This window comes from Comamonas suwonensis, from assembly GCF_012844455.2.
Lineage (GTDB): Bacteria > Pseudomonadota > Gammaproteobacteria > Burkholderiales > Burkholderiaceae_C > Comamonas > Comamonas suwonensis.
Genome location: NZ_JABBCQ020000002.1, coordinates 178,086 through 191,544 on the forward strand (window position 1 = coordinate 178,086; position 13,459 = coordinate 191,544).

Consider the following 13,459-nt stretch of genomic DNA (forward strand, 5'->3'; position numbering starts at 1 on the left):
TGCTTATCCCACGTGGCGCATGGTGCACATCAGTTGCGCTTCCGCAGCCACTTCGCCGTCCACGCTGGCAACAGCATTGAACTTCCAGATGCCACCGCGCACGCGATCAATGGTGATTTCCAGAGCCAGCTGATCTCCCGGCACCACGGGACGCTTGAAACGTGCGGAATCAATACCCACGAAATAGTAGATATTGTTTTCATCGGGCACCTGGCCCATGGCATCAAAGGCCAGCAGGCCTGCGGCCTGTGCCAGGGCTTCAAGAATCAGCACGCCAGGCATGACGGGACGACCAGGGAAGTGACCTGTGAAGAACGGCTCGTTGAAAGTGACGTTCTTGATCGCCTTGATGCGAGTGTTGCTCTCAAGCTCCAGCACCCGGTCCACCAGGAGGAAGGGATAGCGGTGAGGCAGTTGCTTGAGAATTTCTTGAATATCCATCATCAATTTCCGTTGTTGCTACGCTGACCCTCAGCCAGCGTTTGTTCAAGCTTTTTGATGCGCTCACGGAGCGCATACAGCTGCCTGAATGTTGCAGCGTTCTTTTCCCATTGCTCGTTTTCTTGCAACGGAAAGATGCCTGTGTAAAAACCTGCCTTGGGCAAGGAACGAGTGACCATGGAGGTCGGCGAGATCACCGTTCCATCCGCAATCGTCAAGTGCCCCAGAATATTTGCCGCGCCGCCAATCTGACAGCGCTTGCCAATGCGCGCACTGCCCGCAATGCCGGTGTTGCCTGCAATCACCGTATGGGCACCAATGTGCACGTTATGGGCAATTTGAACGAGATTATCGATCTTGACGCCGTCTTCAATGATGGTGTCGTCCAGTGCCCCGCGATCTATGCAGGTGTTGGCACCGATTTCGACATCATTGCCAATGCGTACGCAGCCCAGCTGCTCAATCTTTTCCCACTGACCTGCCGAAGGTGCAAAGCCAAAGCCGTCCGCACCAATCACCACGCCAGCATGCACAATGCAGCGCTCGCCCACCACACAGCTACTGCTGATGGTGACGCGCGACTTGAGCACTGTATCCGCGCCAATCACGGCGCCCGCTTCCACCACACACAGCGGCCCGACATAGGCCGTGACATGAACTTGTGCAGACGCTTCGACCACGGCTGTGGGATGAATGCCTTGCAGCTTTCCACCCTGCTGATGTGCCTTCCACCACTGGGTAGCCCGTGCGAAATAAGCATAGGGGTCAGCCGTGACGATGCAAGCACCGCGCTGCGCCGCTTCATCACGCAGAGGTGGAGCCACAATGACACAAGCCGCCTGAGAGGCGGCCAGTTGCTGGCGATAGCGGGGATTGCTTAAAAAGCTCAGATCACCATGGTCTGCGGAGTCCAGTGGAGCGATGCGAGAAATAGTCATCTCGCGATCGCCACCCACCAGTTCTCCGCCGAGCGCATCGAGAATGTGTCCCAATAGAACGCTCACAAAAGTATCCTTGAGATTACTTTGCGCCGTTCAAGGTCTTGATCACCTTGTCTGTGATATCAAACTTGGGGTTGATATACACAGCTTCTTGCAGGATCACGTCGTACTTTTCAGCTTCGGCGACTTGCTTGACCACCTTGTTCGCACGATCCAGAACCGTTGCCAGTTCTTCGTTCTTGCGGGCATTCAGGTCTTCCTGGAATTCGCGGCGCTTGCGCTGAAATTCACGATCCTGATCCACCAGCTGACGCTGACGCGAAGCACGCTGGCTTTCAGCCATCGTGGGGGCTTCACGCTCGAACTTGTCCGAAGCAGTCTTCAAGGTGTTACCTTGATCGACCAATTCCTTTTCGCGCTTGGAAAATTCCTGCTCAAGCTTGGCTTGGGCAGCCTTGGCTGCAGATGCTTCACGGAAGATACGATCCGTATTCACAAAACCTGCCTTGAATTCCTGTGCATGCGCAGAGACGGCCATGGCGCCCAGCAGCACAGCCAGAGAAAGATGGCTAGAAAGAGATTTCATTAGAAAGATGTTCCGATTTGGAATTGCAGTTTCTGGATTCTATCGCCGGTTTCCTTGCGAATAGGCTGAGCATAAGCCAAACGCAGGGGGCCCAATGGCGAAATCCAGCTAATACCGATACCTGTGGAGGCACGCAGGGAGTTCAGCTCCATGCTTTCACCTTCCGCCCATACATTACCTACGTCTACAAATGTGAACAGACGCAGGGTTCTGTCATTACCAGCACCGGGGAACGGCACCATGAATTCACCATTCAGAGTCAGCTTGCGTGTACCACCAAGCGCCAGATTCGTATTCACGGTATCACGGCGACCCAGCGAGCCTTGTTCAAAACCACGCACCGAACCCAGACCACCCGAATAGAAGTTCTTGAAAATAGGATATGGGTTACCGCCAATACCCTTACCCCAGCCCAACTCGCCATTCAGCGCAATCGTGTACTTCTTGTTCAGGGGAATGTATTGCTGGACCTGGTAATTAGCCTTCATGTAGCGCATATCGCTCATGAACGACGCTTCCAGATTCAGGCGCTGATAACGGCCGGCATTAGGTGCCAGTGCGCTATCTCGATTATCACGAGACCAGCCCAAAGTCAGAGGAATGCCAGTCTTGGAGCAACCCGTATTAGATGCAGTCGTACCGCCACAATACTCGCTGTAGATACCCGGCATATACGAGCCGGGCCTGATTTCATTGCCTTCGACACCTGCGCCAAAGAAGATGGTATCCACCTCACTGAACGGCACACCAAAGCGCACGCTTGCACCCTTGGTGATGATCTTGTAAGCAGCATCATCATAGTAAGGACGCGTTGTACGGTAGTACAGGTCGTAAGTGCGCGAGATGCCCGTATCCGTGAAATACGGATTGGTGGTCGAAACCACCATGGTGCGGTTGTATTTGCTGGTATTAACGTCCAGGCCCAGGTAATTACCGGAGCCAAAAACGTTTTCCTGCTTGATACCAAAAGACAGCGAAACCTTTTCAGCACTCGAGAAACCAGCACCCAGCTGAATCGAGCCTGTGGGTTTTTCCACCACATTGATCATCAGATCAACCTGATCGGGAGAGCCCGGCACTTCCTGCGTTTCAATCTCCACTTGCGTGAAGAAGCCCAAACGATCAACGCGGTCGCGCGACAGCTTGATTTTCTGGCCGTCATACCATGACGCTTCGAACTGGCGGAACTCACGGCGAATCACTTCGTCGCGAGTCTTGTTATTACCGCTGACGCTGATACGACGAATATAGGCACGGCGTGAAGGCTGGGCCTGCAGGACGATGTTCACGCGATTATTGGCGCGATCAATTTCAGGCACCGCTTCAACCTTGGCAAAGGCAAAGCCAAAATTACTGTAATAGTCGGTAAAAGCCTTGATCGTTTCAGCAACCTGGTCAGCGTTATAGGGCTCGCCGGGCTTGATCTTGACCAGAGACTTGAACTCATCGTCACGATCCAGGAAGTTGCCGTCCAGCTTCACGCCAGAAACCACGTATTGGTCTCCTTCATGCACATTGACGGTCAAGCCAATGCTCTGCTTGTCTGGCGAGATGGCAACCTGTGTGGACTCCACACGGAACTCCAGATAGCCGCGCTGCAGATAGTAGGAACGCAAGGCCTCCAGATCGGCATTGAGCTTGTTGCGAGCGTAACGGTCCGACTTGGTGTACCAGCTCATCCAGTTGCCGGTGTCCTGATCAAACAGGTCCTTGAGCGTGGACTCCTTGAATGCCTTGTTACCAACGATATGAATTTCGTTGATCTTGGCAGGGTCACCCTCAGAGACAGTGAACGTCAGGTTCACACGGTTGCGCTCAATAGGCGTCACCGTAGTCACCACCTCCGCGCCGTACAGGCTACGGTTGATGTACTGACGCTTGAGTTCCTGCTCCGCACGGTCCGCCAGTGCCTTGTCGAATGGGCGGCCATCAGCCAGCCCCACATCGCGCATGGCCTTGGTCAAGGTGTCTTTGTCGAACTCCTTGGTGCCGGCGAAGTTCACTTCGGCAATGGTGGGGCGCTCTTCAACGACCACCACCAGCACATTGCCATTGGCTTCCAGACGGATGTCTTTGAATAGACCCAGAGCAAACAACGAGCGAATAGCGGCTGCGCCCTTTTCGTCGTTGTAGTCATCTCCCACGCGCAAAGGCATGGAGGCGAAGACCGTACCGGCCTCTACACGCTGCAAGCCCTCGACGCGAATATCTTGAACCTTGAAGGGCTCCAGCGCCCATGCTGCCTGCGCAGCTAAAACCATAGCAGCCAAGGCAGTTGCAGAGCGCATGCCCAAGCGATTGAAATGTTTTTTCATGAGTGGAAATCGCCGCGAGTGCGGCCTACCGTAGCGGTAAAAGTTAGCCCCAGAGCCGATTGATATCGTTGAAAAAGGCGATTGACATCATCAACAGGATTACTGCCACGCCTGCGCGTTGCAGCCTTTCGGCCCAGACATCGGAGACGCTCCGCCCCGTCACGCCTTCCCAAAGATAATACATCAGGTGCCCACCGTCGAGAACGGGTAATGGTAGCAGGTTGAGAACGCCCAAACTGATGCTGATGAGCGCGAGAAACGACAAGTACTGAACCAGACCCATGCTGGCAGACCTGCCAGCATAATCGGCAATCGTCAAAGGGCCGCTGATATTCTTGAGCGAGGCTTGGCCAATCACCATGCGCCCCATCATGCGCAGCGTCATGGAAGACAGCTCCCAGGTCTTCTGCACACCAGCGCCCAAACCATCCCAGAAGCCACGGCGCACCTGAACCATCTCTGGCTGGCTGCCGATAAACGCATTCACACGGGCGCTTGCAGGCTGGCCTTCTTTGGCAGGCAGCATCTCGGGCTGAACCTGCAAGGAAAGGCGCTGCCCGGCCCGCTCGATGACCCAGTCCTGCGCATCGACATGACCTTCTGCGCCAGAAGCACGAATGGCAGCGCGCACCTGCGCTCCATCCAGTGCTGGCTGGTCATTGATGCTGATGATGACATCGCCCTTCTTCAGCCCTGCCTTATCCGCCGGGCCACCTGCAACCACATCTTCAATGACCGGGCTGCTCCAGGCACCCTGCAAACCTATTTTTTCAAAGAAAGCGGCATCGGGCTCTTTTTGCTGCAAAGCGGCAAGATTCAACGGCACCACGCGTGCAGCGCCATTCGGTTGCCGCACTACTTCCAGCTGCAGCGACTCGCCTTCAATCGCCGCCGTGGTCACCAACCAGCGCAAATCGCCCATGGCGCGCACAGGCTGCCATTCCTGACCACCGACAGAGACTCTTTGCACCCACTCACCGCTCTGCACGCCCGCCGTTTGCAGCAACGACCCAGCAGGTGGAGCCGCCAGTCGCGCAGCAGGCTCGCTCATGCCCAGCCAATTCACCGCTGCCAGCAAAGCAACGGCCAGCACCAGATTGGCAACAGGCCCCGCAGCCACGATGAGTGCACGGGAGCGCAAGGGTTGGTTATTGAAAGCGAGGTGTTTTTCTTCGGGCTTTACGTCGCCTTCACGCTCGTCGAGCATGCGCACATAGCCACCTAGCGGCAGTGCAGCCACCACATATTCGGTGCCAGATTTTTTACTGGTCCAGCTCAGCAAAGGCTTGCCGAAACCCACGGAGTAGCGCAATACCTTGACACCACAGGCGACGGCCACGCGATAGTGCCCCCACTCGTGCACCGCGATCAGAATTCCAAGAGCCACAACAAAAGCGACAACAGTCAGCAGCACCTGAACTCCTTTATTTGAATGTCAGTTTGGAGTGCTCAATAGGCGGCAAGTTCAATCGCCGCCCACGTATACCTTGCACTTACTCAATACTGTGCAGCAGATCAGCAAACCCACTGCTGGGCAATAACACCAGCGCGCTCTCGCGCACGCGCATCCAGAGCCATCAAGTCTTCCAGAGTGGAGACTGGGCCGGGCTGGACAGACTCAAGCGTCTGCAAATTCACTGCATGAATGCGATCAAACGACAAGCGGCGATCCAGGAATGCAGCCACCGCGACTTCATTGGCCGCATTCAGCACCGTGGTTGTACCTTCAGGTGCGCGCAGCGCCTGCCAGGACAGGTGCAGACCGGGGAAGCGCTGGGCATCAGCCACTTCAAAGGTCAGCGCAGCCAGCCTGGCAAAATCAAGCACAGGCGTCCCGCTGGCAATGCGCTCTGGCCAGGCCAAACCACAGGCAATGGGCACGCGCATATCGGGTGTGCCCAGTTGCGCCAGCACCGATGAATCCTTGAACTGCACCATGGAGTGCACGATCTGCTGCGGGTGGATGACGACCTTGATTTTCTCGGGTGCTATGTCGAACAACCAACGCGCCTCGATCACTTCCAGCGCCTTGTTCATCATGGTGGCAGAGTCCACCGAGATCTTGCGACCCATGGAAAAATTGGGGTGAGCACAGGCCTGCTCGGGCGTAATCTGAGACAGCGTTGCTGGATCGCGCTGGCGGAACGGACCACCGGATGCGGTCAGCAATAAGGAATCAACGCGATCAGCCCAGGTGCTGCTGTCTTCAGGCAGGCACTGGAAGATGGCCGAATGCTCGCTGTCAATCGGCAGCAGCGTCGCGCCATGGCGCTTGACGGTGTCCATGAACAGCGCACCGCCCACGACCAGCGCTTCCTTGTTCGCCAGCATCAGGCGCTTGCCCGCCTTGGCCGCAGCCAGACAGGGTGCCAGACCGGCTGCACCCACAATCGCGGCCATTACGGCATCGACATCGGGATGAGACGCTATGACTTCAAGAGCATCTTGCGCTTGCAGCACTTGCGTTACAAGCCCGTTTTGCTTGATTCCCTCAGCCAGCTGCTGCGCATGAGGAGCGCTCGCCATCACCGCAAAGCGCGGCTTGAACTGGACACATTGCCTGAGCATCAGATCCACTTGCGTGGAAGCGCTCAAGGCAAAAATTTCGTATTGTTCAGGGTGGCGCGCCACCACATCCAGGGTATTGGTTCCGATAGAACCGGTAGAACCCAGAACCGTGATTTTCTGTTTCATGGATGCACAAAGGATGAGAGCATCATCGCCAACGGCAGCGTGGGCAGGAGCGCATCAATGCGATCCAGGACACCACCATGGCCGGGCAGCAAGCCGCTGCTGTCCTTGACACCAACGCTGCGCTTAATGAGGGATTCGACCAGGTCGCCCACCACACTCATCGCAGCCATAAACACTGCGGCCAGTAGCAGGAACCAAAGCCCGCGCGACTGCAGTACCGAATAGAAACTGAGAACGCTGGCACCATAGTGGCGATCAGCCCAGCTCCAGACCAGAGCCAGAACAATCACCCCCAGCATGCCGCCCCACACCCCTTCCCAGCTTTTACCGGGACTGATGGAGGGTGCCAATTTGTTCTTGGTGAATTTGAGGCCGAAGGTGCGGCCCGCGAAATAGGCAAACACGTCGGCTACCCAGACCAGCACCAGCACCGACATCAGGTAATTGATGCCAATATTGCGCGCCTGAACGACTGCCATCCACGACAACCACAGAGCCAGCACACCGCCCACCAGTCGCACGGCAGGCGGGATATGCGGCCAGCCGGCCACGCCTGCACGCAGCATCAGCACGCCACCCAGCACCCACAGAGCACCAGCAATCAGCCAGACCGTCGTCAGAGACTGGTCAAGCCAGCCCGCCCACCAGGAGCCTGCACACATCGCCGTGCAGACGGCTCCCAAAACCAGAGAACCTCCCTGCCCAAAACCGTTGAGGTGCCCCCACTCCCAGGCACCGGCTGCCATGAACACCAGCATCAACACGGCAAATGGCACGCTGCTGCCCGAATAAAACAATGCGGGCAACAGGATTGCCAGCAAAATCAAGGCGGTAATGACGCGCTGCTTGAGCATGGCACCTCTTGTAGTTAAGCCGTCTGAGGGACGGCGGACGATGGTTGAATTTGTTCTGAAGTCTGGCCAAAACGCCGTTCACGACCACTGAACACCGCAATAGCCTCATCCAACGCAGCCTCGTCAAACTCGGGCCACAGGGCATTGCTAAAGAACAGCTCGGTGTAGGCAGCCTGCCAGAGCAGAAAGTTGCTGATGCGGGTTTCGCCGCCGGTGCGAATCATCAGATCCGGATCCGGCACATGCGCCAAAGCCATGGCTCGGTCCAGATTCTCGGGCGTCAGCTCCATGCCTTGTGCCACCAGCTTTTGCGCGGCCTGGGCAATATCCCAGCGACCGCCGTAGTTGAAGCACACATTGAGAATCAGGCGCGTATTGTGCGCGGTGGTGCGCTCCGCCTCTTGCAGGCCTGCGCGCACCTTGTCGCTCAAACCCTGACGGTCACCCACGAAGTACAGACGCACGCCGTCACGACTGAGTTGCGCAACTTCCTTGGCCAGAGCCGATGCCAGCAGGCTCATGAGTCCAGAAACCTCTTCCTGCGGACGATTCCAGTTCTCGGAAGAAAACGCAAATACCGTGAGAACCTGCACGCCGCGCTCTACGCAAGCGCGAGCACAGCGGCGCAGGGACTCCACGCCCTGCTTGTGACCCGCAAGGCGCGGGAGCAGTCGGCGCTTGGCCCACCGCCCATTGCCATCCATGATGACGGCGATATGGCGCGGAACCGCGCCGTTTTTTGAGGATGTCAAAAGTGCAAGTCCTGTGGCCAAGCCTCAGACCGCCATGATGTCCTGCTCTTTGGCAGTCACCAGCGCATCGATCTCGGCAATATGCTTGTCGGTGATCTTCTGAATGTCCGCTTCAGAACGCTTCTGATCATCTTCAGACGCTTCCTTGTCCTTGACCAGCTTCTTCACGCTTTCGTTGGCGTCACGACGCAGATTGCGAATCGCAATCTTGGAGTTTTCGCCTTCGTTACGAGCCAGCTTGGTCATTTCCTTGCGGCGCTCTTCGCTCATGGGAGGCATGGGCACGCGGATCAGGTCGCCCAGCGAAGCGGGATTCAGGCCCAGATCGCTTTCGCGAATGGCCTTCTCCACCTTGGCACCCATGGGCTTTTCCCAGACCTGCACGCTGATGGTGCGCGAATCCAGCAGGGACACATTGGCCACCTGAGACAGGGGCACCATGGAGCCATAGTACTCCACGTGAATCGTGTCCAGCAGTGCGGGATTGGCGCGACCTGTACGCACGCGCGAAAGATTGTTCTTCAGAGCCTCGATGGATTGACCCATCTTGGTTTCAGTGTTCTTTTTGATTTCAGCAATCGTCATGTTCTTGTTCCTTTGCGGGCAGTAGGCGGCAAACGCTCAAGCGTACACCAGAGTGCCTTCGTCTTCACCCATGACCACGCGCTTGAGTGCGCCAGGCTTGACGATGGAGAACACGCGGATTGGCAACTTCTGGTCACGGCACAGCGCAAAAGCGGTAGCGTCCATGATGCCCAGATTGCGGGAGATGGCTTCATCAAAAGCCAGCTTGTCGTAGCGAGTCGCTGTGGAATCCTTCATGGGATCGGCCGTGTACACGCCATCCACCTTGGTGGCCTTCAGAACCACTTCAGCGCCGATTTCGGCACCGCGCAGCGCAGCGGCTGTATCGGTGGTGAAGAAAGGGTTGCCTGTACCAGCGGCAAACACCACAACCTTGCCCTCTTCGAGGTACTGCAGCGCCTTGGGGCGCACATAGGGCTCTACCACTTGCTCAATCGCAATCGCAGACATCACACGGGCAGTCATGCCCTGCTTGTCCATGGCATCCGCCAGAGCCAACGCATTCATCACGGTTGCCAGCATGCCCATATAGTCGGCCGTTGCGCGGTCCATGCCGACCGAGCCACCTGCCACACCGCGGAAGATATTGCCGCCACCGATCACTACGGCGACTTGCACACCCACCTTGGTCACTTCCCCGATTTCAGACACCATGCGCTCGATCGTGGCACGGTTGATGCCGAACTGGTCATCTCCCATTAACGCCTCCCCCGACAGCTTGAGCAAAATTCGCTTGTGAGCTGGTTTGGCGTTGGACATGGTGTTTCTCCGATGGAAATTAAATAAGTATGAAAACGGGAGGGGAATAAATCAATCGCGGCTCAAGGCCGCGATTGTTGCTAAGGCTTAGATTTAAGCGCCAGCCTTGGCTGCAGCCACTTGGGCAGCCACTTCAGCAGCGAAGTCGTCAGTCTTCTTCTCAATGCCTTCGCCCACCACAAACATGGTGAATGCCTTCACGGTTGTGTTGGCAGCCTTGAGCATCTGAGCCACGGTTTGCTTACCGTCAGCAGCCTTCACGAAGACCTGGTCAGCCAGGGAAACTTCCTTCAGGAACTTCTGCACGGAACCGTCAACCATCTTGGCGACGATGTCAGCAGGCTTGCCGGATTCAGCAGCCTTGGCTTCAGCCACAGCGCGTTCCTTGGCGATCAGATCGGCAGGCACGTCAGCGGAAGTCAGAGCCACGGGCTTCATGGCGGCCACGTGCATTGCCACGTCCTTGGCAGCAGCAGCGTCGCCTTCGAACTCGACAACCACGCCAATGCGTGTGCCGTGCACGTAAGCAGCCACGGAGCCGTTGAAGGCCTTGAAGCGGCGGAAAGACATGTTTTCGCCGATCTTGCCGATCAGGCCCTTGCGCACGTCTTCCAGAGTGGGGCCGAAACCGTCTTGCTCGTAGGCCATAGCGCCCAGAGCTTCCAGATCAGCGGGGTTGTTTTCAGCGACCAGCTTGGCAGCGGCGTTAGCCATGGCCAGGAAGCTGTCATTCTTCGACACGAAGTCGGTTTCGCTGTTCACTTCGATCAAGCCGCCCTTGCCGCCGTCGATGAAAGCAGTCACAACGCCTTCAGCGGTCACGCGGGAAGCCGCCTTACCAGCCTTGGTACCCAGCTTGACGCGCAGCAGCTCTTCAGCCTTGGCCATATCGCCATCAGCTTCAGTCAGAGCCTTCTTGCATTCCATCATGGGGGCGTCGGTCTTGGCGCGCAGTTCAGCGACCATGCTTGCAGTAATTGCCATCGTATTTCTCCAGTATCAGTTCGATTCGTTACAGGATTTCGGCTAAAAAAACGGGGCTACTTAGAGCCCCGCTTTTTTTCGCGATGCGGTCGCGCAGCCGGACTTCGCTTAGGCGGCGGATGCTTCCACTTCCACGAATTCGTCGCCGTTGTCACCAGCAGCAGCCTTCACCACGTCGTTCAGACGGGCTTCACGGCCTTCCAGGATCGCGTCAGCGATACCGCGGGCGTACAGCTCGACTGCCTTGGCGGAGTCGTCGTTACCGGGGATCACGTAGTCGATACCTTCGGGGTTGTGGTTGGTGTCAACCACGCCGACCAGAGGAATGCCCAGCTTCTTGGCTTCAGCGATAGCGATCTTGTGGAAACCCACGTCGATCACGAAGATGGCGTCGGGCAGACCGTTCATGTCTTGAATGCCGCCGATGTCCTTCTCCAGCTTTTCCAGTTCGCGAACAAACATCAGCTGTTCCTTCTTGGACATAGCTTCCAGGCCAGTTTCCTGCTGAGCCTTCATGTCCTTCAGACGCTTGATAGAGGTCTTCACGGTCTTGAAGTTAGTCAGCATGCCGCCCAACCAGCGCTGGTCAACGAAAGGCACGCCAGCGCGCTTCGCTTCTTCAGCAACCACTTCACGGGCTTGACGCTTTGTACCCACCATCAGCACGGTGCCGCCGTTAGCAGTCAATTGCTTGACGAACTTCTGGGCGTCCTGGAACATCGGCAGCGACTTTTCCAGGTTGATGATGTGAATCTTGTTGCGGGCACCGAAGATGAACGGAGCCATCTTGGGATTCCAGAAACGAGTTTGGTGACCAAAGTGGACGCCGGCTTCCAGCATCTCGCGCATTGTTACTGCCATGTTAATTACCTCAAAGGTTGGGTCTAAAATCCGGCCCAACGATTGCAGCGCCCCATGAACGGGAAGCTGCAACACCTTGAATAGGCCGGTTTGCTATTTGCCTTGCTGACCTGAAAGCAAGTGCTGTAGCAGGCAAAAGCGCCGCTGCATCAATCACTCCCAGAGCTTTTCAAGTTACCCCTCACGGACTAACCCTTAGCAAAGCCGCAAAATTTTAGCACACTGCCATGCAATTCGACCTCAGTCACGCAGCTCTTGAGATTCGCGAAGGCCGCAACAGCGCCTCAAACCTCATGCAAATGAGCATTACAGCCGCGCAAAGCCCTTTGTGCGCCCATGTTTTCAGTCAGACATTTTTTGACAAAGCCCGCTGGGCAGCCGCAGAAACGCCCCCCGCAGCCCCTTTGGCGGGCTTGGCTATTTCCATCAAGGACTTGTTTGACACCCAGGACTCAACCAGCGCAGCCAGCTCACGCGTGCTGCAGGATGCGCCCGCAGCCCAGACCGATGCCGCCGCCGTTGCCCGCCTGATTGCGGCAGGTGCCGCAATCATCGGTCGCACACACATGGTGGAGTTCGCCTTCTCAGGCATGGGCGTCAACCCGCACTTTGGCACACCCGCCGCACTCGATGCCCGCCACCCCGCCAACCCGCAACTGGCACCCTCGCGCCCGGCGCGCATTCCAGGCGGATCTTCGTCTGGCGCAGCAGTCTCCGTCGCCAGCGGAGCTGCATGGGCTGCCCTTGGCTCAGACACTGGCGGATCCATTCGCATTCCCGCCGCGCTCAATGGCCTGGTGGGTTTCAAAAGCACGGCGCGCCTGGTGCCCACCGATGGCACCGTACCTCTGTCCCCCACACTAGACACGGCCTGCGCCCTGACCCGCAGCGTGCGCGATGCCGTGCTGATTCATGAAGTTCTGGCCGACCGCAAGGTCGCCAAGAATGATCGCAGCCTGAGCCAATGGCGCTTGGCCGTGCCCCGCGCCGTTTTTTTTGACGACATCGAGCACGCTGTTCTCAGCGCCTTTGAGCGCAGCATTGCGCAGTTGCAAGCCGCTGGTGCGCAAATTGAGTGGATTGATCTGCCAGAGCTGCATGAGCTGGACCGCGTCAACGCCATCGGCGGTTTCTCGCCCACTGAAAGCTATGCCTGGCACCGCCACTTTCTGCAAGACCCCGATAAAGCTGCGCTGTACGACCCACGCGTGCGATCCCGTATCGAGCGCGGCGCTCGCATGAGCGCAGCCGACTACCTGGACTTGCTGGCGGCCCGCAAGAACTGGATCGCCCGGATGCAAAGCGCCATCGCCCCCTATGACGCTTTGCTCTCGCCCACCACCCCTATTGTTGCGCCCACCATTGCCTCGGTAGCTCCCGCCGATGGCAAAGATGCCGCAGCCGATGCCCAGCGTGATGAGGAGTTTGTGCGCGTCAACGGACTGCTGCTGCGCAACACCAGCGTGGTCAACATGCTGGATGGCTGCGCACTATCATTGCCCTGCCACCAGCCAGACGAACTCCCCATGGGCCTGATGGTCTGGCACGCAGCCCTGCACGACGATGACGTGCTGAACATCAGCGCAGGCATCGAGGCGGTTTTGAATCCCAATTAACTACTTTTTTGATAGCTGCTAGCGCTTATCAGCAAAGCACTAGCGGCATAAAACACATCAAATTTCAGAAA

The 13,459-nt window shown here is 57.2% G+C and carries 13 protein-coding genes; 1 reads left to right on the forward strand and 12 read right to left on the reverse strand.

Features of this window, described 5'->3' with window-relative positions; genetic code table 11:
• Positions 1-3 precede the first annotated feature (3 nt).
• The 12 genes from fabZ to rpsB all read right to left on the reverse strand — a co-directional run bounded on the left by fabZ (position 4) and on the right by rpsB (position 11,772).
• Complete coding sequence (gene fabZ / locus HF327_RS02955) at positions 4-444, reverse strand: 3-hydroxyacyl-ACP dehydratase FabZ (RefSeq protein ID WP_099736395.1); 441 nt, start codon at positions 442-444, stop codon at positions 4-6.
• A complete protein-coding gene (lpxD, locus tag HF327_RS02960) occupies positions 444-1,445 on the reverse strand; it encodes a UDP-3-O-(3-hydroxymyristoyl)glucosamine N-acyltransferase (protein ID WP_169106819.1) in 1,002 nt (333 codons plus the stop codon). The genes fabZ and lpxD overlap by 1 nt, the downstream gene beginning before the upstream one ends.
• Positions 1,446-1,461: 16 nt before the next feature.
• The gene (locus HF327_RS02965; protein WP_099736393.1) at positions 1,462-1,968 is read right to left on the reverse strand and encodes an OmpH family outer membrane protein; all 507 of its coding nucleotides are present in this window, start codon (positions 1,966-1,968) and stop codon (positions 1,462-1,464) included.
• Positions 1,968-4,283 (reverse strand): outer membrane protein assembly factor BamA, encoded by a 2,316-nt coding sequence (gene bamA, locus HF327_RS02970; RefSeq protein ID WP_169106820.1) that lies wholly within the window; start codon positions 4,281-4,283, stop codon positions 1,968-1,970. Before bamA ends, HF327_RS02965 begins: the two co-directional genes overlap by 1 nt.
• A 43-nt stretch (positions 4,284-4,326) precedes the next feature.
• Complete coding sequence (gene rseP / locus HF327_RS02975; protein ID WP_169106821.1) at positions 4,327-5,697, reverse strand: RIP metalloprotease RseP; 1,371 nt, start codon at positions 5,695-5,697, stop codon at positions 4,327-4,329.
• A gap of 101 nt (positions 5,698-5,798) precedes the next feature.
• The gene (gene ispC, locus HF327_RS02980; RefSeq protein ID WP_169106822.1) at positions 5,799-6,977 is read right to left on the reverse strand and encodes a 1-deoxy-D-xylulose-5-phosphate reductoisomerase; all 1,179 of its coding nucleotides are present in this window, start codon (positions 6,975-6,977) and stop codon (positions 5,799-5,801) included.
• A complete protein-coding gene (locus HF327_RS02985) occupies positions 6,974-7,831 on the reverse strand; it encodes a phosphatidate cytidylyltransferase (protein ID WP_169106823.1) in 858 nt (285 codons plus the stop codon). Before HF327_RS02985 ends, ispC begins: the two co-directional genes overlap by 4 nt.
• Positions 7,832-7,845: 14 nt before the next feature.
• On the reverse strand, positions 7,846-8,583 hold the full coding sequence (gene uppS, locus HF327_RS02990; RefSeq protein WP_169106824.1) for a polyprenyl diphosphate synthase: 738 nt from the start codon (positions 8,581-8,583) through the stop codon (positions 7,846-7,848).
• A 24-nt stretch (positions 8,584-8,607) separates the two neighbouring features.
• A complete protein-coding gene (gene frr, locus HF327_RS02995) occupies positions 8,608-9,168 on the reverse strand; it encodes a ribosome recycling factor (RefSeq protein ID WP_099736387.1) in 561 nt (186 codons plus the stop codon).
• A 36-nt stretch (positions 9,169-9,204) separates the two neighbouring features.
• Positions 9,205-9,927: a UMP kinase gene (gene pyrH / locus HF327_RS03000; protein WP_169106825.1), complete on the reverse strand. Its 723-nt coding sequence runs from the start codon at positions 9,925-9,927 to the stop codon at positions 9,205-9,207.
• A gap of 93 nt (positions 9,928-10,020) precedes the next feature.
• Positions 10,021-10,911, reverse strand: a complete 891-nt coding sequence (tsf, locus tag HF327_RS03005; RefSeq protein ID WP_169106826.1) for a translation elongation factor Ts — start codon at positions 10,909-10,911, stop codon at positions 10,021-10,023.
• Positions 10,912-11,019: 108 nt separating this feature from the next.
• Complete coding sequence (gene rpsB / locus HF327_RS03010) at positions 11,020-11,772, reverse strand: 30S ribosomal protein S2 (RefSeq protein WP_169106827.1); 753 nt, start codon at positions 11,770-11,772, stop codon at positions 11,020-11,022.
• Positions 11,773-11,999: 227 nt separating this feature from the next.
• Here rpsB and HF327_RS03015 point away from each other — a divergent pair, with 227 nt between their 5' ends.
• On the forward strand, positions 12,000-13,388 hold the full coding sequence (locus HF327_RS03015; RefSeq protein ID WP_169106828.1) for an amidase: 1,389 nt from the start codon (positions 12,000-12,002) through the stop codon (positions 13,386-13,388).
• Positions 13,389-13,459 lie beyond the last annotated feature (71 nt).